Annotated in this window: 18 protein-coding genes; 5 read left to right on the top strand and 13 right to left on the bottom strand. The window is 54.4% G+C overall.

The genetic code is table 11. The features are described 5' to 3' along the window. Positions 1-5: 5 nt before the first annotated feature. From uvrA to QWT68_RS01535, 5 genes are all read right to left on the bottom strand, one after another. Positions 6-2,879, bottom strand: a complete 2,874-nt coding sequence (gene uvrA / locus QWT68_RS01555) for an excinuclease ABC subunit UvrA (RefSeq protein ID WP_290149192.1) — start codon at positions 2,877-2,879, stop codon at positions 6-8. Between the two features lie 6 nt (positions 2,880-2,885). Then, positions 2,886-4,868 (bottom strand): excinuclease ABC subunit UvrB, encoded by a 1,983-nt coding sequence (gene uvrB / locus QWT68_RS01550; RefSeq protein ID WP_290149189.1) that lies wholly within the window; start codon positions 4,866-4,868, stop codon positions 2,886-2,888. A gap of 134 nt (positions 4,869-5,002) precedes the next feature. After that, on the bottom strand, positions 5,003-5,236 hold the full coding sequence (locus QWT68_RS01545; protein ID WP_040285788.1) for an IDEAL domain-containing protein: 234 nt from the start codon (positions 5,234-5,236) through the stop codon (positions 5,003-5,005). 76 nt (positions 5,237-5,312) lie between these two features. Then, positions 5,313-6,521, bottom strand: a complete 1,209-nt coding sequence (locus QWT68_RS01540) for an ABC transporter permease (RefSeq protein ID WP_040285789.1) — start codon at positions 6,519-6,521, stop codon at positions 5,313-5,315. Then, positions 6,505-7,254, bottom strand: a complete 750-nt coding sequence (locus QWT68_RS01535; protein ID WP_040285790.1) for an ABC transporter ATP-binding protein — start codon at positions 7,252-7,254, stop codon at positions 6,505-6,507. Before QWT68_RS01535 ends, QWT68_RS01540 begins: the two co-directional genes overlap by 17 nt. 120 nt (positions 7,255-7,374) lie before the next feature. On the opposite strand from QWT68_RS01535, the gene QWT68_RS01530 reads away from it, so the two are divergent. The 4 genes from QWT68_RS01530 (at position 7,375) to QWT68_RS01515 (ending at position 9,281) form a co-directional block, all read left to right on the top strand. Next, complete coding sequence (locus QWT68_RS01530) at positions 7,375-7,797, top strand: HIT family protein (protein ID WP_040285791.1); 423 nt, start codon at positions 7,375-7,377, stop codon at positions 7,795-7,797. 75 nt (positions 7,798-7,872) lie between these two features. Next, positions 7,873-8,229 carry a YtxH domain-containing protein gene (locus QWT68_RS01525; RefSeq protein ID WP_040285792.1) on the top strand — a complete coding sequence of 119 codons (357 nt, stop codon included), beginning with the start codon at positions 7,873-7,875 and terminating at the stop codon, positions 8,227-8,229. Positions 8,230-8,448: 219 nt separating this feature from the next. Further along, positions 8,449-9,036: an HTH-type transcriptional regulator Hpr gene (locus tag QWT68_RS01520; RefSeq protein ID WP_040285793.1), complete on the top strand. Its 588-nt coding sequence runs from the start codon at positions 8,449-8,451 to the stop codon at positions 9,034-9,036. Positions 9,037-9,089: 53 nt separating this feature from the next. Continuing rightward, on the top strand, positions 9,090-9,281 hold the full coding sequence (locus QWT68_RS01515) for a hypothetical protein (RefSeq protein WP_425313920.1): 192 nt from the start codon (positions 9,090-9,092) through the stop codon (positions 9,279-9,281). Positions 9,282-9,330: 49 nt separating this feature from the next. Here QWT68_RS01515 and QWT68_RS01510 read toward each other — a convergent pair whose 3' ends face one another. Continuing rightward, entirely contained in the window at positions 9,331-9,432 is a 102-nt protein-coding gene (locus tag QWT68_RS01510) for a YjcZ family sporulation protein (RefSeq protein ID WP_082023261.1), read from the bottom strand. Between the two features lie 144 nt (positions 9,433-9,576). On the opposite strand from QWT68_RS01510, the gene QWT68_RS01505 reads away from it, so the two are divergent. After that, the gene (locus tag QWT68_RS01505; protein ID WP_052461681.1) at positions 9,577-10,509 is read left to right on the top strand and encodes a peptidylprolyl isomerase; all 933 of its coding nucleotides are present in this window, start codon (positions 9,577-9,579) and stop codon (positions 10,507-10,509) included. A 476-nt stretch (positions 10,510-10,985) separates the two neighbouring features. Here QWT68_RS01505 and yhaM read toward each other — a convergent pair whose 3' ends face one another. From yhaM to QWT68_RS01470, 7 genes are all read right to left on the bottom strand, one after another. Then, positions 10,986-11,924: a 3'-5' exoribonuclease YhaM gene (gene yhaM / locus QWT68_RS01500; protein ID WP_040285794.1), complete on the bottom strand. Its 939-nt coding sequence runs from the start codon at positions 11,922-11,924 to the stop codon at positions 10,986-10,988. Continuing rightward, entirely contained in the window at positions 11,921-14,818 is a 2,898-nt protein-coding gene (locus tag QWT68_RS01495) for an ATP-binding protein (RefSeq protein ID WP_290149181.1), read from the bottom strand. The genes yhaM and QWT68_RS01495 overlap by 4 nt, the downstream gene beginning before the upstream one ends. 16 nt (positions 14,819-14,834) lie before the next feature. Continuing rightward, positions 14,835-16,085: a metallophosphoesterase family protein gene (locus QWT68_RS01490; protein WP_290149179.1), complete on the bottom strand. Its 1,251-nt coding sequence runs from the start codon at positions 16,083-16,085 to the stop codon at positions 14,835-14,837. A gap of 100 nt (positions 16,086-16,185) precedes the next feature. Next, a complete protein-coding gene (locus tag QWT68_RS01485; RefSeq protein WP_290149176.1) occupies positions 16,186-17,448 on the bottom strand; it encodes an ABC transporter permease in 1,263 nt (420 codons plus the stop codon). Next, on the bottom strand, positions 17,441-18,340 hold the full coding sequence (locus QWT68_RS01480) for an ABC transporter ATP-binding protein (RefSeq protein ID WP_040285797.1): 900 nt from the start codon (positions 18,338-18,340) through the stop codon (positions 17,441-17,443). Before QWT68_RS01480 ends, QWT68_RS01485 begins: the two co-directional genes overlap by 8 nt. A gap of 57 nt (positions 18,341-18,397) precedes the next feature. Next, complete coding sequence (locus QWT68_RS01475; protein ID WP_290149174.1) at positions 18,398-18,700, bottom strand: DUF2178 domain-containing protein; 303 nt, start codon at positions 18,698-18,700, stop codon at positions 18,398-18,400. A 13-nt stretch (positions 18,701-18,713) separates the two neighbouring features. Next, positions 18,714-19,025, bottom strand: a complete 312-nt coding sequence (locus QWT68_RS01470; protein WP_040285799.1) for a DUF2178 domain-containing protein — start codon at positions 19,023-19,025, stop codon at positions 18,714-18,716. Between the last annotated feature and the right edge of the window lie 2 nt (positions 19,026-19,027).

The raw sequence follows: 19,027 nt of genomic DNA, 5'->3' as shown, positions 1-19,027 counted from the left end.
AAGTTTCACGACACCGGATTCTGGGCGTGTTCCACACGCTGCGCCATGCGGTTCCGATCTCTTTCCAAGATAGGTTTCAAGTATTGGCCGGTATAGGATCTTTTATTCTCCGCCACCTTCTCGGGTGTGCCGGTTGCGATGATCTGGCCGCCTTTGTCCCCGCCTTCAGGGCCAAGGTCGATAATATGGTCGACCGTCTTGATGACATCCAGGTTGTGCTCGATGACCAGTACAGTATTGCCCGTTTCGACGAGACGCTCCAGCACTTTCAGCAGTTTTGCGATGTCATGGACATGGAGGCCGGTCGTCGGCTCATCGAGAATGTAGAACGACTTCCCGTTCGAGCGTTTGTGGAGTTCCGACGCGAGCTTCACGCGCTGCGCTTCACCGCCCGACAGCGTAGTCGCCGGCTGACCCAGCTGCACATACCCAAGGCCGACATCGACGATCGTCTGCAGCTTGCGCTGGATTTTCGGGATGTTCTCGAAAAACTCCGCAGCCGTCTCGACGGTCATCTCCAGCACATCCGCAATATTCTTCCCTTTGTACGTGACTTCCAGCGTTTCGCGGTTGTACCGTTTGCCGTGGCAGACATCGCACGGAACGTAGACATCCGGCAGGAAATGCATTTCGATCTTCAGGATCCCATCTCCGCGGCATGCTTCACAGCGTCCGCCCTTCACGTTGAAGCTGAAACGTCCTTTCTTATAGCCGCGCACCTTCGCTTCGTTCGTCATGGCGAATACATCCCTGACATCATCGAAGACGCCTGTGTACGTCGCCGGGTTGGAACGCGGGGTCCGGCCGATCGGGGATTGGTCGATCTCAATGACCTTTTCCAATTCTTCCAGTCCGGAAACCGATTTATACGCCCCCGGCCGCATTTTCGCCCGATTCAGCTTCTGGGCCAGGATCTTATAGAGCACTTCGTTGATGAGCGTGCTTTTTCCGGATCCCGACACGCCGGTCACCGCGATGAATTCCCCAAGCGGGAAATCGACATCGACTTTTTTCAGGTTGTTCTCAGCAGCCCCTTTGATGGTCACTTTCCGTCCATCGGATTTCCGGCGCTCCGTCGGCAGGGGGATGAATTTCCGGCCGCTCAAGTATTGGCCTGTCAGTGAATCCGGATCTTCCATCACTTCATGCGGAGTTCCTGCTGAAACGATTCTGCCGCCGTCAACACCTGCACCCGGTCCGATATCGATCAGGTAATCCGCTTCCATCATCGTATCCTCATCATGCTCGACAACGATCAGGGTGTTGCCGATATCCCGCATGCTTTTCAAGGTCCGGATCAGACGGTCGTTATCCCGCTGATGAAGTCCGATGGAAGGTTCGTCCAAGATATAGAGGACACCGGTCAGCCGGGAGCCGATCTGCGTGGCAAGCCGGATGCGCTGGGCTTCCCCGCCGGAGAGCGTGCCCGCCGAACGGGACAGAGTGAGATAGTCGAGACCGACATTCTCGAGGAAACCGAGGCGTTCCCGGATTTCGCGCAGAATCAGTTCTGCAATCTGTGCGTCCTTTTCAGACAGCTCAAGCGTGCCGAAAAACTGCAGGGCTTCGACGATCGACTTCTCAGTCACTTCACCGATGTGGAGCCCATCCACTTTGACGGCGAGCGATTCTGCTTTCAGCCGGTATCCCTCACATGTCGGACACGGCCGCTGCGCCATATATTTCTCCATCTGTTCCCTGACATAGTCGGAGGACGTCTCACGGAAACGGCGCTCCACATTTGCGAGCACCCCTTCGAAATAGATCGAGTTATCCCGCGTCTGGCCGAATTCGTTCGTATAGCGGAAACGGATCTTTTCATCACGCGAGCCGTACAGGATCTTGTTCAGATCGTCTTCTGCGAGTTCGCTTACCGGAGTGTCCATCGGGATGCCATAATGTTTCGCTACAGTCTTCAGCAGTTCGGGATAGTATTGCGAACTTGTCGGGATCCAGGGGACGATTGCATGCTCTTTTAGCGGCAGCGAAGGGTCCGGGATGACGAGACCTGGATCGACTTCAAGCTTTGCGCCGAGACCATCACAGTCCGGGCATGCGCCGAAGGGACTATTGAACGAAAACATCCGCGGTTCCAGTTCACCGATCGAGAACCCGCAGATCGGACAGGCATGATGCTCGCTGAACAGCAGTTCTTCGCCATCGATGATATCCACGACTGCGGTGCCTTCGGACAGCCGGAGCGCCGCTTCAAGCGAGTCGCTCAGCCGGCCTGCGATCCCTTCTTTCATGACGATACGGTCCACGACGACTTCGATCGTATGCTTCTTGTTTTTGTTGAGATCGATATTATCATCGAGATCATACGTTTCGCCATCGATCCGGACACGCACATATCCCTGCTTTTTCAGATCCTCAAGCAGTTTGACATGCGTCCCTTTGCGGCCCGAGATGATCGGTGCGAGCACTTGGATGCGTGTCCGCTCTTCGAGTTCGAGCACCCGGTCGGTCATCTGTTCGACAGTCTGGGATGTGATTTCAATGCCATGGACCGGGCAGATCGGTTTGCCGACACGTGCATAGAGCAGTCTCAGATAATCGTAGATTTCCGTCACGGTGCCGACCGTCGAGCGCGGGTTGCGGCTCGTCGTCTTCTGATCGATCGAGATTGCCGGAGACAGCCCTTCGATCAGGTCGACATCCGGCTTGTCCATCTGCCCGAGGAACTGACGGGCATAGGAAGACAGTGATTCGACATAACGGCGCTGGCCTTCGGCATAGATCGTGTCGAAAGCGAGGGATGATTTCCCTGATCCCGAAAGGCCGGTCATGACGACGAGCTCATCACGCGGAATGGTGACGTCGATATTTTTCAAGTTATGCGCACGGGCGCCCTGAATATAGATTTCTGTATTTTTCATGCTTCCTCACCTTTCTGCTTTCAATTCCAGGATCGTATCCCGAAGTTCTGCCGCCCGTTCGAAATCGAGTGCTTTTGCTGCATCTTTCATTTCTTTCTCGAGCGATGCCAGCAGGTCGGCTTTCTCTTCTTTGGTCAGTTTCTTTCCTTCGGTGACTTTCTCCACATACGAAATCGTTTCATCAGCAGCCTGTGTGGCTTTGATGACATCACGGATTCCTTTTTGGATTGTCTTCGGAGTAATGCCATGTTCTTCGTTGTATGCCATCTGGATCTCACGCCGCCGCTGTGTCTCCTCGATAGCTTTTGTCATGGAATCCGTATATTTGTCAGCGTACATGATGACGCGGCCTTCCGAATTCCTCGCAGCCCGTCCGATCGTCTGGATGAGCGAACGTTCCGAACGGAGGAAACCTTCCTTGTCCGCATCGAGGATCGCAACGAGCGACACTTCCGGTATATCGAGCCCTTCCCGGAGCAGGTTGATGCCGACCAGGACATCGTATGTACCGAGCCGCAGTTCCCGGATGATTTCGATCCGTTCCAGGGTTTTGATCTCCGAGTGGAGGTAGTTCACTTTGACGCCGGCTTCTTTCAGGTAATCGGTCAGATCTTCCGACATCTTTTTCGTAAGCGTTGTTATGAGCACCCGCTCGTTGCGTGCGGCACGCTCGTTGATTTCATCCAGAAGGTCATCGATCTGGCCTTCGATCGGCCGGACTTCGATGATCGGATCGAGCAGCCCTGTCGGACGGATGATCTGTTCGACCATCTCAGGCGTGTGTTCGATTTCGTAAGGACCGGGTGTCGCCGAGACATAGATCGCCTGGTGGATATGCTTCTCGAACTCTTCGAACATGAGCGGACGGTTGTCTAGGGCGGACGGCAGGCGGAAGCCGTGCTCCACAAGCACTTTCTTCCGCGCCTGGTCGCCGTTGTACATCCCGCGGATCTGCGGCAGGGTGACGTGGCTTTCGTCCGCCACGATGAGGAAGTCATCCGGGAAATAGTCGAGCAGCGTATAGGGTGTTTCCCCCGCTTCGCGGAGGGACAGATGGCGTGAATAGTTCTCGATACCGGAACAGAAGCCCATCTCCCGCATCATTTCCAGGTCATAGCGTGTCCGCTGCTCCAGACGCTGCGCTTCGAGGAGCTTGTCGTTCTCCCGAAGGATCTTCAGTTGTTCTTCGAGTTCCGCTTCGATGCGTACGATCGCTTTCTCCATTTTCGCTTCGCCTGTGACGAAGTGGGAATTCGGGAAGATGGCGACGTGCTCACGCTCGCCGACGACTTCGCCTGTCAGTGCGTCGATTTCCCGGAGCCGGTCGATTTCATCTCCGAAGAATTCGATACGGATACACCGTTCGTCCTGCGACGCGGGGAAGATCTCGACCACATCGCCGCGCACACGGAATGTCCCGCGTGTGAAGCTGACATCATTCCGTTCGTACAGGTTATCGACAAACCGCCGGAGCAGCTGGTTCCTGTCGATTTCCATGCCCGGACGGAGGGAGATCATGTGGGAACCGTATTCCTCCGGGGACCCGAGGCCGTATATGCAGGACACCGACGCGACAATGAGGACGTCGTTGCGCTCGAACAGCGCAGCTGTTGCGGAGTGACGCAGTTTGTCGATTTCGTCATTGATGCTCGAGTCTTTTTCGATATACGTATCCGTCTGCGGCACGTAGGCTTCCGGCTGGTAGTAATCATAGAAACTTACGAAGTACTCCACCGCGTTGTCCGGGAAGAACTCCTTGAATTCACTGTACAGCTGCCCGGCAAGTGTCTTGTTGTGGGCGATGACCAGCGTCGGCCGGTTGATCTCCTTCACGACATTTGAAACCGTGAAAGTCTTTCCGGTTCCTGTCGCCCCGAGCAGTGTCTGATGCTTTTCGCCGTTCTCCACGCCTTCCACCAGCGACCGGATGGCGGCGGGCTGGTCTCCCTGCGGAGTATATGGCGCCTGCAGGCTGAATGTTTCTTTCACTGAACGTCACTCCCTAGTATTGCTCGTATTCCTTTAGTTTAGCACATTCCCGTTCTTCTCCAAAGCAAAAAGCGAACGTACGTTTTTTCTCACAAAAAAAGCTGCACGCGGTAATTGCGTGCAGCCAGAAGCATTCAATTTTCATCCAAAGACCGGAGCGAAGACGTCAGCTTACGGAACGCCAGCTCGTCACGGCTGTCCAGGGCGCTGTCGATATCACCGAGCAGGCGCACCCTTGTCTGTTCACGGTGAATATGGTTCAGAAACAAATCGATGTAGATATCATTCAGCAGTTTCTCCGCCTGCATAGTGGAACTGTTCTGTCCAACGGCTTTGAGGAACTCAGCATGTGAATACTTCTTCTCCATCCTTCTTCACCTCGGAACTCTTTTTTCCATTGTACCGAAATCAGAGCTGTCTTTGCAAGGACTTTTTCGAATATTCCTACTCCTGTTCACTTGTACCTGTCAGACGGATGGTCGCCTCCGAAACGATCAGGACGATGCCCCCGAGGAGAACCGGTGTCAACGACAGCCCGTGGAGGATGAACGCCGGGACCATGACAAGGACGGCCTGGAGCCATTGAACCCGCTCCGTCAGTCGGAAGATCTCCCTGCCGCGGGTTTCTTCGGCATGCGGGAACAGGAGATCCATCCGGAATTCATCGCCGCCGCGCAGCGCCTGCAGCGTCTGGATCGCCGATGCAAAGGCGAGCGCCCCAATAAAGATGAACGCGACCGCCGGAAACGGGATGAACACAGCGCCTGCCATCGACAGCATTGTCAGACGAAGCCACAGCCAGAACGGCTCATCCGTCCTGATGAACGTCCGGCGCAGCAGGAATGCCTGTGCATCCGTCGTTTCCACGGCGGGATCGCGCATGAACAGGCCGAGCCACGACCGTTTGCTGACTGACCCTTTCAGATGGGGCACATCCGTGAAGTAATTTGCAAAACGGTAGAACCCCATCATCCTGTTCTGTTCAAGCTCGATGAAGTGGGTGTACGGGAACGGCTTTCCGGCCGCGCGCCTCACCCAGTATACATAGTAGGCAGCAAATATGACTGCCGCCCCTGCCGCCAGAACCCAGGAGGCGGTCAAGACTCCGTAAATGGTGATTGTCCCCGCCAGGAACCGGATAGCACGGTCCACCCAGATCCCCTGCCCTTCTTCGGCACCGCGAAACGCGAATTCTGAGCGCACATTCAGCCAGACTGCGCCGAGAATCAGGATGAACAGCACGAGATACAGCGGTTTACTGCCCAATCCATACGCACTCAGCATCGGCAGCGAAACGATGAACAGGATGACCGGTAGCGGCAGCTTCGAGAAGAATGTCCACGTCAGGGCACGTCCCATATAAGCAGGCAGTTCCGTCTCCAGAGGCAGCAGATAGACGGCATCCGCCGGTTTCAGCAGTGTGACAGGCGTTGCCAGCGTTATCACCGCGGCAATCAGGACAGCGGCAATCCAGGCGGCCGGTAATCCAGGCGGCACATCCTTCAGCCATTCACTGTATGCATAGCCGGCGGCTCCGATCGAGAACAGCAGGACGATCGCCAGGTGTCCGGTGAAGACATACTGTAAATAACGCTGCAGCTCTGCTGCATATTTCCCGAACCGGTTCCCCCACAATTCACGTAAGCTGTTCATGGTCCGCTTCCTCTGTCATTGCAATATAGAGATCATCCAAGGATGCATCCGGCCGCCCGAACGCTCTCCTGAGATCGTCCATCGTCCCCGACGCACGAACCCGGCCTTCGTGCAGCAGGATGATCCGGTCGCAATGCTTTTCCGCTGTCGCCAGGACGTGTGTCGACATGAGCACTGCAGCCCCCCGCTCCGTCCGTTCCGTCAGCTGGGCGAGCAATGACCGGATACCGAGCGGATCCAGCCCGACAAACGGCTCGTCAATGATATACAGAGACGGTTCTGCCAGGAAGGCGCACATGATCATCACTTTCTGCCGCATCCCCTTCGAGAAGTGGGACGGATACCATTTCAGCCGTTTTTCCATACGGAATTCTTTCAGCAGTGCCGCTGAGCGTGCCTCGAAGACATCTTGGGGAATGCCGTACGCCATCGCCGTCAATTCCAGATGCTCGCGAAGTGTCAGCTCCTCATACAGCACCGGTGTCTCCGGAATGTAGCTGAACGATTTCCTGTACATTCCTGCATCTTCGGCGAATGTGACCCCGTTGATACTGATGGTGCCGCCCTGCGGGTTCATCAGCCCGATCACGTGTTTGATGGTCGTACTCTTGCCGGCTCCGTTCAGACCGATCAGTCCGACCAGTTCGCCTTTTTGAATGTTGAATGATACATCGTGCAGGACAGGTTTCCTCGTGTAACCGCCTGTCACGTCCTGTAACTCAAGTATAGCCATGCGTCTTCCTCCAATCTTGTTCTCAGTTTACCAAATCCCGGACAACTATGCCTTGTCCGGCGCATGATGATTATCTGAAAATATGCTACACTGAGGACATTCATGAAAGGAAGTGTCTAAATGTCCTCTTGTATTTTCTGTCAGATCGCCGCGGGTGAACTCCCGGGGGAAATCATCTACGAAGATGAGCATTCCGTCGCTTTTATGGATATCATGCCTGTCACGAAAGGCCATGTGCTGCTCATCCCGAAAACCCATCGTGAAAACATCTATGAACTGACTGCAGAGGAATCGTCCCATCTGTTCGCTGCAGCTCCTAAAATCGCAAATGCCATCAAAGAGGCATTCGAACCTGCCGGCCTGAATCTCGTCCAGAATAACGGCGCAGCAGCCGGCCAGGCCGTGTTCCACTTCCATCTGCATTTCGTCCCCCGTTATGACGAAACAGACGGGTACCAGCCGACCTGGAATCAGAAAACGGAAGAGTTCCCGGCCGAGCGCATCCAGCAGCTTGCTGCAGATATCAAAAAACAGCTGAATTGATCTGCACCAAGGCCTCCGGCAGGTTTCAACCGGGAAGGCCGAGGAAATGATACCAAAAGGAAGGAGTGTGCAATCATGAAATCATCTACATTTTTTGCAGGTCTCGCAGTGGGCGCGACAGCTGCCGCAGTGACTGTCCTTTACTCAACCCCCCAGACAGGGAGCGACATGCGCATTTCCGTCAAGACCGCTTCCGCCGATCTGATGGCGAAGCTGAAGGACGTCAGAGGGAAAGTCGACGACCTCAAGGAATCCGTCGCCGATTTCAACAGTGAAACGGTACAGCCCGCCATCGACGGCGTGAAAGATTCCATCGGCGGCTGGCGGACAGCTGACGAAGGCTCACGGAACCGGCTGGAGAGCGAAATCCAGGAAATCCAGGATGCCATTGCCGAACTCGAGCGGTCTGTCGCTTCCCAGCACAATAATTGACTATCACGACCGATGGCAGAATCAGTCATATGAATACCGGCCGGAACCACTTCTTTCCTGTGGCTCCGGCCGTTTTTTGCCGTACGGATGCTGGTCATTCCGATGCCGGCTCTCATGGAAATAGCTTGAATTGAATTATTTTTAAATTCTAACTTTTTTATTTGTTGCTTTCCTGCTATAATTAAATCATCTATAGAAAAACAGGAAGCAGGTGCTTGCATGTCCGAACAAGAATACTCCTTGAAAGAAGCGATGATTTACAGTCAGCGGCTTGCTCAGATGTCGAAAGCGTTGTGGAAAGCTGTCGAGAAAGACTGGCAGCAGTGGATAAAACCTTATGACTTGAATATTAACGAACACCATATTCTTTGGATCGCCTATCATCTGCAGGGCGCTACGATTTCGGATATTGCCAAGTTCGGTGTCATGCACGTCTCCACCGCTTTCAACTTTTCAAAGAAACTGGAACAGCGCGGCTACTTGGAGTTTTTCAAAAAAGAGGAAGACCGGCGGAATACATATGTGCTTGTCACCCAAGAAGGAAAAGACCTGCTTGACGGAATGACCGAGAATTATTTCGATACCCATCATGCAATCCTGGACGGCTCCCTGCCGATCCAGAGGATTTACGGGAAGTTCCCGGAGTTCCTTGAAGTTATGTCCGTCATAAGGAACGTATACGGAGAGGATTTCATGGAGATTTTTGAAAAGGGGTTCGACAGTCTCGGCAGCTCCTTCAGCGACGAGGGCGGGAGCCTGAAAACAGCGGCCCCTGACCTGAAGCTCGCATCCGGTGAACATAATTAGTTCCCATAATTCGTCCCTGTCTGCTATGATAGAGTGAGATGTCCAAAGGGGGTATGTCCGTGATTTTGATAATAACCGTTCTCTTTTCACTATTCTACCTGTTCCAAATCAACAAAATGACGTTCGCGCTCTGCGAATCACGTGAAATTCCGGAAGAAAAGCAAAACAAGATATATGCAACCGTCAACGTACTGATCACCATCCTGATGCTGTCCCTGTACGTTGAGGTTTTCCTGAAAGTCTGAACGAGAAAAAGTCCATCCCTCCGGAAAGGGATGGACTTTCTTTCATTATTTAGTACAGGTAAGCTGCGCCTACAATGATCAGCAAAATGAACAGGACTACCAGCAAAGCGAATCCAGAACCTGCTCCAGTATTTCCACCGTAACCACTCATTGAAGCACCCCCTCTCTTCTCTAACAGTCTATGCGGTTCCCTTTTCAATGGCTGGGCGGTCAGGGATGGAACTTTTTTGTGCTCAATTCGTTTGTATGGTATAGTGTCACTTGTTAATTACATTTACAGAGGAGTATCAAAGTTATGAAAAAAACTGTTCTATCGTTCACATTAGCAGCATCCGTTCTCGCCCTTTCTGCTTGTTCCGGCAATGCTTCGGATGACGAAGCCATCGTTACCTCAAAAGACGGGGATATTTCAAAGAGCGAGTTCTATAAGGAAATGAAAGACTCCGTCGGGGAGCAGGCCGTGCAGATGATGGTCATTGAAAAGGTCCTCGAGTCAAAGTATGACGTTTCCGACAAAGATGTGCAGGCGGAATACGACGATGCAAAAAAACAGCTCGGTGACAATTTCGATCAGTACCTCGCTTCCCAAGGTCAGACGGAGCAAAGCTTCAAGAAGTCCATCAAGCTGAACAAACTGCAGGAAGCCGCTTTGACGGACGGCATCGAAGTGAGCGATGACGAAGTCAATAAATATCTCGAAGAGAAGAATGTGGAGCTGAAAGCGAGCCACATCCTTCTGGATGACGAAGAAAAAGCGAAAGAAGTCCAGAAAAAAGCTGAAGCGGGCGAAGACTTCGCCAAACTGGCTAAGGAATACTCCACTGAAGAAGCCGCGCAGCAATCAGGCGGCGAGCTCGGCTGGTTCAAGAAAGGCGATATGGTCGACGAATTCTGGCAGGGCGCACTGAAGCTGAAAAAAGGCGAAATCAGCGGTCCCGTCCAATCTGAACACGGCTTCCACATCATCAAGCTGGAAGACAAGAAAGTAGATGACAAAAAGCCATCCAAAGAAGACAAAGAAAAAGCAAAAGAAGAATTGAAGATGAACAAAGCCGACAGCAGCAAGCTCGTCGACAAAGTTTCGAAACTCGTCAAAGATGCTGATGTGAAAGTGAAAGACAAGGATCTGAAAGGCGCTCTGGATCTTTTCAATCAGAGCCAGCAGGCACCGGCCGATGACGCAGGTGAACCTGGAGATGTTGAAACGGATACTGATTCAGAGAAATAATGCGATACTGGCAAAACCGCCCTCCCGGTTATCGGAGGGCGGTTTTTTTGGTGCGGGCGGCTCTGTTGAGACTGGGTGCTGACTATTGTGAAATGTAAATCTCCCCCGCCTGAGGGTTCCATAAAAAAAGCGGAGCGCAGCGAAGCCGACAAGCTGGATCTTTAGAATTTTCTTGAAGGATTAGCGGCGCGGCAGTCTTTTCACCTGTCCCCTGTGGAACGGCCGCGGGCATGCTGTGTGGATGTGTGAAGTTATGAGCGGTTTCACGCTGGTTATGAGCGGAATCCGCTGTTTATGATCACTTTGCCGGGTTTATGAGCGGTTTCCGCCATTTATGATCACTTTGCCAGAGTTATGAGCGGTTTCCGCCAGTTTATGATCACTTCCCCGCAATCCGGGCCCGCTCTGCTCGCCTGGCCGATGATGATAGACCAAAAGGAGCTTCCCCGGCATGGGGAAGCTCCTCTAGTTTTGATTTATTCAAATGCCGGCTTGTAGAACGAGCGGTTTTCGAGCGGGAAGATCCGTTCCGAGAATGTGCCGGGTTCGGTCTTGCCCATCGCCCGGTTGAGCATGTTCATCTTTGCATCAATATTATCGATATAGTGAAGCATTTCGGCTTCCGGCAGCATCGGCCGTTTCGGGCTGCCCCATTCCTCTTTGCCGTGATGGGACAGGACCATATGCTGGAGCAGCATGACTTCCTCCCCGGATACGTCCAGCTCATCCGCTGTTTTCGAGATTTCGGTCACCATGATGCTGATATGGCCGAGCAGGTTCCCTTCCACCGTATAATGCGGCGCGACGGCACCGGACAGCTCGATGACTTTCCCGATATCGTGAAGGATGACCCCTGAATACAGAAGATCCTTGTTGAGGGTCGGGTACAGATCCGATATCGCCTTGGCCAGCCGCAGCATGGAGACGACATGGTCCAGCAGACCGGTCACATAGTCGTGGTGGTTCCGCGTGGCAGCCGGGTAGGTCATGAAGTCGTCCTGATGCTTTTTGATGAGATGGCGGGTGATCCTCTGGATTTTCGGGTTCTTCATTTCGAAGAAGAACTGGAGCAGTTCCTCCATCAGTTCCTCTTTGCTCTTTTCTGCGGACGGCACGAGATCCGACAGCGTGATGCCCTCTTCTTCCCGGATCGGGCGGATGCTCTTGATGCGCAGCTGGTTCTTTCCGCGATATTCGTGGATTTCCCCGCCGACGCGCACGATGCCGCCCGCTGCGTACAGACGCTCTTGTTCGTCCCCGGTGTCCCATAGTTTCGCTTCCAGGTCGCCGCTTTTATCCTGCAGGACGAGCGACATGAACGGGCTGCCCTGCTGGGTGATACCCTTGTTCGATTGCTTGATGAACAAATAGAGATCGATCGGTTCCCCTACTTTATAGTCCAATAGTTTTTTCATAGTTTCACTGCCTCCTGACTGTTTCCGATTTCGGAAACAGTGATGATCGCTGCGTCCGGCCATTGTGCAGCCAGTTCTTCATGGCAGGTGAAGATGAACAGCTGATGGTCTGCCGCAAGAATCTCCAGCAGACCAATCATACGGCTGAGCCGTCTGCCATCGAAATGGACGAACGGGTCATCCATGATGATCGGGAATGGTGCGTCTCCCAGCAGCTCCCCTGCCAATGCCAGACGGAGTGATAAGTACGCCTGTTCTTTTGTCGCCTGGCTCAGTTCGGCGATTGAAAAGGACTGTCCGTCACTGCGGAGCGCAAGGAAATGATCGCTGTCCCCTATAGCCAGTGTATCATAGGCGCCGCCTGTCACATGATGGAAGTGCCGGTTTGCGCGCTGCAGGACGGCAGGCAGTTTCGTCTCTTTCAAGTCTGCCATCGTCTGCCGGATCGCTTCCGCGACTGCCTGCTTCACCGACCACTCCATGGCAAGTTCATTGAATTCGGCTTTTTTGCTTTCGAATTTCTGCTGTGTCAGCAGATGGGCGTCCTCCGTCAGCAGCGCCTCCGTTTTGTGCCGGAGAGCAGCCTGCTCCTCGGTCAGTGCGGTCAGTTCCTTTTCGATATCCGCAAGGCGCTGTTCCTGATGATCTTCAAGCGCCGCGAGTTCCGTTTCTGAAATATCCCGGACATCCGCGTCACGCTGCGAGGCCAGCTGCGCTTCCAGGCTGTCGAGCCGAGCCGTCAGTGCCTGTCTGCGCTGCGACCGGTCATATGCCTCGTAGAATGTCTTTTTGTCCGCGGCATCGGCTTTTGCGAACAATGCAAGTTCCTTCTCCCGATATGTCTTGAGCTCATTTTCCTTATCATGGATCGTCCGCTTGAGCTGCTCCGCCTGCACACGGCCGGTTTCCGCTGCATTCACCTGCTCCTGCAGGCTGCCTGCATACTGCCTGATGACAGTATACAGGTCGGTTTCCGGAAGTTCACGTCCGAGGCAGTCCTCGGCCTTCCTCCGATGGGTGTCCAGCCGGCTGCGGATCGCAAGCAGCTCATCCGTCAGGTCAGCCAGCAGCCGATCGGTTTCCTGGAGTTTGTTCAGCATGCGGAACAGCTCGGGAATCATGCCGGGGCTCGCATATGGCTGGAACCCGTGTACTGCAAGCGCCTGCTGGAGCAAGCGCCCATTCTCCTCTTCCGTGTCACGGATCCTTGCCAGTTCCGCTCCAAGTGCCTCCCGCTGCCCCGCGCTCTGCCGGACAGTAAGCTGAAGCTGCTCCTCCGTTCTCGCATATTCCGCTACACGGCTGCACAGCTTTTCATAGTCCTCTTCTTTCCCGGCATATGCTTTCACCAGGGCCCGCATCTCTTGTTCCCGATCATCCTGCCGATCTTCCGCAGGCCGCTTCTTCAGGAGGATGACGGCGGCTGCGGCTGTCAGCAGACCGAACAGGACAAGCGCCCATTGCTTCAGGAAGGCACCTGCCGCCATGGCGATCAGAGCTGCAGCAATGATCACCCATCCAGCATTCGAGGCTCCGTCTGCCTGCTGTCCGCCGGCGAGTGCCGTGTAGGCTTTCGCCTCCGCCAAACGTATTCTGACTCCCGGCCATTTCGATGCAGCCGCCTCGTCTTCCGCAGACGGTTTCCCGGCTTGGTGCTGTCTGAGAGCTGCAAGTGACCGGTCTTCCTGTTCTTTCGCCCGCCGCCATTCCGTTTCGCAGGATTGTGCGGCCTGTTCCGCCCTCTCAACTGCCGCCGCCAGTCCCTGCAGCCGCTGTTCGGCGGCAAGGGAGCTGTCGGCACTGCGCAGTTTGGCGGCCGTTTCCGTATCCGCCGCTCCCAAGCGGTCGAGGAGGTGCTGCTGTTCATTCAGGAGGCGTGTCTGCTCGGATGCACAGCGGTATTCCTGCTGCCGGAGATCCTGCCAATCCTGCTCTTTGTCCAGAAGCACCTTTAAAACCGTCAAGTGTTCAGGGTCCGCCTGTCCCTCCGTACGATCGGTCAGTGCTTCCAGCTCGTAACGGGACCGGCTGAGCACCGCTTCCGTCTCCACTTTCTTCGCTTCCAGCATTTCCTGCTCGCGGATGCCGTTGGGCGGGAACACAGCATTGCCAAGTCGTTCCAATTCAGCAGTCAGCTTCTTCCGCTCTTCTTCGGCCGGCAGCCTGAGCCGCATAGCCTGCAGCTTTCCTGCTTCCTGACGAATTCCATCCAGTTCCTGCCGCTTCTGTGTAATGAGCTGTCCCGTTTCGTGCAGACGCTCCATGGAGGGACCGTACTCATCCATTCGGCTGCGCTGTTCTTTCATTGCCGTCTCGAGTTCGCGCAGTTCCTTCAAAACAATATTCATCCGCGGATTCTTGCCCGATTTCTTGAACAGTTCGCCCTTCTCCTTCTCCAGCTTCTTTTCCAGCTGCAGAAGAAGGTCGACTCCCGTCGTTCCGGAAGAAAGAAGAGTCCGGCTCAGTTCGTCCGCATCCATCTGTTCGAGCCCCTGCAGCTGGAACAGCGAAAAGGAGAAGATCGACTCGAAAGCGGTCCGGTCGTATTGCCTGAGTATCGCCGACAGCTTTTCCTGACCGGCTGTCGTGCCATCCGAAAAGCGTACGGTCACATCGCCTGCCGACCTGCCGCGGACCCTCTCCACTTCGAACTGCCCATATTCCGGATCTTCCAGCAGCAGCTTCCCTCCGTAGGCCGCACCGTCTTTCGGTTCATAACGCAGGAGCGCACCGTTTTTCGGCGGAAATCCGAAAAGGACCTGGAGGATGAACTGATGGATCGTCGTCTTTCCCGCCTCGTTCTCACCAAAGAATATTGTAATCCGTTCTCCAGGCGTCACCGTGACATTGCGATGCCTGCCGAACCCATAGATCGTCAGCTCTTTAATGCGCACTGCCGCTCCCCCTTTCTCATTTCGCCAGTTCCCCGGCAACCAGATCGGCTGCCGCCTCCTTCACGCGCTGCTGCCTCTCTTCATCAGCCGGCTCGAGATACGGAGCCGATCTGGCATGCTGATAGACGTCTGCCAGTACGGATTGCCATTCTTCTGCGTCCCAGCCTGAAAGCCGCTCCATCACCGAACGGATCAAAGGGGAATCCCCGAGACCTGAACCTGTTCCCGAAGGTTCAAAATCCAGCCCGGAGAACCAGACGTCATCGCCTGCCGATTCACGGAGAATCTCGAGCCATTCGGCACGCGGCGCTCCCGCAAAAAGCTGTTCCGCTTCTTCGGACAATCTGCAGTTGTGAACCCGCAGGATAACGGGACCAGTACGGGCTGTCATCGATCCCGCCTTCGCCAGACAGGCATTCAGCCAGTCGGTCGCATGACGGACATGTGAGCAATCGACCTCGATTTCCCCGAAAACAACTGCCGAACATGGGACGAACTGCATGGAAACTTCAGGTCCGCCGAGTTCCACATCATAGAACCCTTTCATGCCTGGCTCGTTTTTATGACGGCCCTGCAGGCAGCCGGGGTAGACGATCGGCGGATTGCTGTGCAGCAGCTGCCGTTTATGTATATGACCGAGCGCCCAGTATGCATAATTTTTCTGAAGCAGCGATTCTTTCGTGAATGGCGCGTAGACGGCATGGCTCTTATCACCTGCTATGCTGCCATGCAGCATTCCGATATGGAGGATGCCGTCATCCGGCGCTGCAGCCGGATAGTCTGTGATCATCGCCCGTTCGATATGGCGCTCGCGATAGCTGAAGCCATGGATGGCGACTTTGTGTTCCCTGACCGTAAGCTCATATGTCTCCACAACCGGTCCGAATACGGTCACATTGTCCGGCAGGCCGAAGCGCACCCAGCCGCCGGACAGGTGATCATGGTTCCCATGCGACAGGAAGACCGGAATCCCGGCGGCACCCAGCTGTTCAAGACCGTCGTGGAACCGTTTCTGCGCACGCAGGCTGCGATCCTCCCCATCGTAGATGTCCCCGGCGAGCAGCACGAAATCCGGCCGGACAGCCAGAGCATGCCGAATCAGGTTACGGAATGCTGTGAAAGTGCTTTCCCGAAGACCGGCCAGCCGGTCTGCCGTCATGTCTGTGATCCCTTTGAACGGACTGTCGAGATGCAGGTCGGCTGCATGTAGAAAACGGATCATCTTTTCCTGCTCCTTCCGGTCGAATATTTGTTCTAATTTTACCATAGTTCCCCTCATCCCGCGACCGTCTCCTGGAGATTCCGGAAACGGTTAAAAAATCGAAAAGCGGAGGAACCGGCTGTTCCCCCGCTTTTCGATGGGTGAGTTACTCTTTCCCTAATTGGATCGCCTTCTTAATGTCCTTCAATGAACGGGATGGGCCGTACATGAGCACGCCGCCCCGATAGACGCGGGCGCCGAACCAGCCGAGCACAAAGATCGTGACGAGCATGATGGCGATGCCGAGCAGCGGTTCCCATACCGGCAGATCGAGCATACCGACCCGCAGGAACATGACAAGCGGTGTGAAGAACGGGAAAAACGATGCGTATTTCAAATACCCGAGTTCCGGATTCCCGAGGCCTGATGCCGCCAGGATGAACGCCGCCACAATCAGGAGTGTCATCGGCATGATCATCTGCTGGACGTCTTCCGTCCGGCTGACGAGCGAGCCGAGCAGCGCCGCAAGGGTCGCATAGAGGAAGTAGCCGAGCAGGAAGAATATGACCGCATAGACGAGTGTCATCGGATCGATATCCGACAGACTGAAGAAACTTGCAAATCCTTCCGTCGCTTCCGACGCAGTCGTCTTGAAGGCGATGAATCCTGCGATTGCGTAAACGACGATCTGGACGATCCCGAGCGACCCGATGCCGAGCACTTTCGCGAACATGTGCTTGACCGGTGACACACTCGAAATGAGGATCTCCATGACGCGTGACGATTTTTCGGTCGCCACTTCCGTCGCGATCATACCCGAGTAGAGGATGACGGCGAAGTAGATCACGAACATGAGCACGTAAACGAGGATCCGCGCCTGATTCAGTTCGTCTTCGGATTTCGCAGTGGCCGAAATGTTATTCGTTTCGAAGTTCACCTGCGTGAAGAGCGAATCCACCTGTTCGGAAGACAGGGACAGCTCATCGGCCTTGACTCCGGCCTGGACGGTCTGCAGAGCATTCTTCACGTCGTCCGGAAGTCCGGTGTCGATGCTGCTGAGTGTCGTGTAGGTCGCGTGGATTGTATTTGTCTTGTCGAGATCGAGCGTCAGAAATGAGTCGATATCCTCCGACCGCACTTTCTCTTCGAGCACCTTCGGCTGTTCGTCCGTTTTCTCCAATTCGATGTAGGAATCCGGATCGTTCGCTTTCACAACAGCCGCCAGCGGATCGAACAGCTGCCCGCTTGCATCATATACTTCCAGCGTCTCGTTTTCGCCGTCGCCGATACCGTCGATGGCGTCCAGGATACGCGGCAGGTTGGACAGCAGGAAGATGCCAGCGATGACCAGAACAGTTGTGATGACGAACGATTTCGTCCTCGCCTTGGTCAGGAAGGCCTGTTTGAAGATGATCCAGAATTCACGCATGTTCTTTCCCCACCTTTGCTATGAAGATATCCTGCAGTGTCGGTTCCTCGATCTCGAACTGACGGACCGGCCCGGATTTCAAGGCTTCTTCCAGCAGTTTACCGGCTGTTTCATCGGACTCCACCTGATAGACGGCCCCTTCGATCGTCGTCGTTGCCGCGAGCACACCTGGCACCTCGTTCAGTGCATCGAGCGGGTAGTCCGAACGGATCCGGACATTCTGTTTGCCGAATGACCGCTTCACGTCCTTCAGCGTGCCGCTGACGATCTGCCTGCCGTGGTCGATGATACTGAACTGCTCGCACAGCTCTTCCACATGATCCATCCGGTGGCTTGAAAAGATGATGGTCGCCCCGCTGTTACGGATGTCGAGGATCGCTTTCTTGAGCAGTTCCACGTTGACGGGATCGAGACCGGAGAATGGTTCATCCAGTATGATCAGCTTCGGCTTATGAAGGAGTGCCGCAATGACCTGGATCTTCTGCTGGTTCCCTTTTGACAGTTCCTCCACTTTCTTATTCAAGTATTGCGGCACTTCGAACCGGTCGAGCCATGCGCCGAGCTCGCGTTTTGCATCTGCCCGTTTCATGCCGCGCAGTTCAGCAAGAAACAGCAGCTGGTCCTCGACTTTCATCTTCGGATAGAGCCCCCGCTCTTCCGGCAGATAGCCGATCTGCGGGCTCGTCGCGTAGTTGACAGGCCGGCCATTCCAGGTAATCGTTCCTTCGTTCGGCGTCAGCAAGCCGAGGATCATCCGGAATGTCGTCGTCTTGCCGGCGCCATTCGCACCGAGGAAGCCGTACATCGTCCCTTCCTCCACGGTCAGTGATAAGTCATCGACAGCCGTGAAATCACCGAATCGCTTCGTTACATGTTCGATTTGCAGTGTCATCAAATATCCCCTTTTCTATATACTCAGTTTTCTATACGCACGAGACTATAATCCGTTTCATAGTTTTCGATTCAGGATGAACACGCTGCTCATATAAGACAGGAGCAAGACAATATATGCTGATAAAACAAGATAGAATGCCAGTTTCGGACCTTCCATCAATAGGAGGGTGATCCACATGGCGGTCAGCGTGACCAGTGTCAGCGACCAGGACACATTTCTCGCAAGCGTGTGGATCCGTTCATACCGTTCATCGAAACGCCGGTATTTTTTGCCTTTCCTGAAGTACAGATATAGCAGCAGCAGACTGACACCAGCCCCTGTGAAAAAACCTGCAATCGTGTCTATAGAAATATCCATTGACAGTCCTCCTTCAATTTTGGCTGGATGCAACAGCGGCGCCGATCATATAGGAGAGCATGTGCACAACCCAAATACCGGTCAGCAGAAAGAATGCAAGTTTCGGTCCCTGCACAATCAGCACAATCATCCAGGCAGCCAGCACTGCCGCAGTCGTCGCCATCCATGAAATCGAACGTGCGTGACGGTGGATGGTCCTGTACCGTTCGTCGAAGGCGCGTTCCTTCTTCAGCTTTCTCCGTGTCAGCAGCCACACCGCTCCGGCAATCAGAAGCCCAAGCGGCAGTCCCGCCAGAAATGTCCATATATTGAAATTATCATACATCT

The organism is Sporosarcina trichiuri (assembly GCF_030406775.1).
Taxonomy (GTDB): domain Bacteria; phylum Bacillota; class Bacilli; order Bacillales_A; family Planococcaceae; genus Sporosarcina; species Sporosarcina trichiuri.
This window is presented reverse-complemented; position numbering and strand designations above follow the sequence as displayed.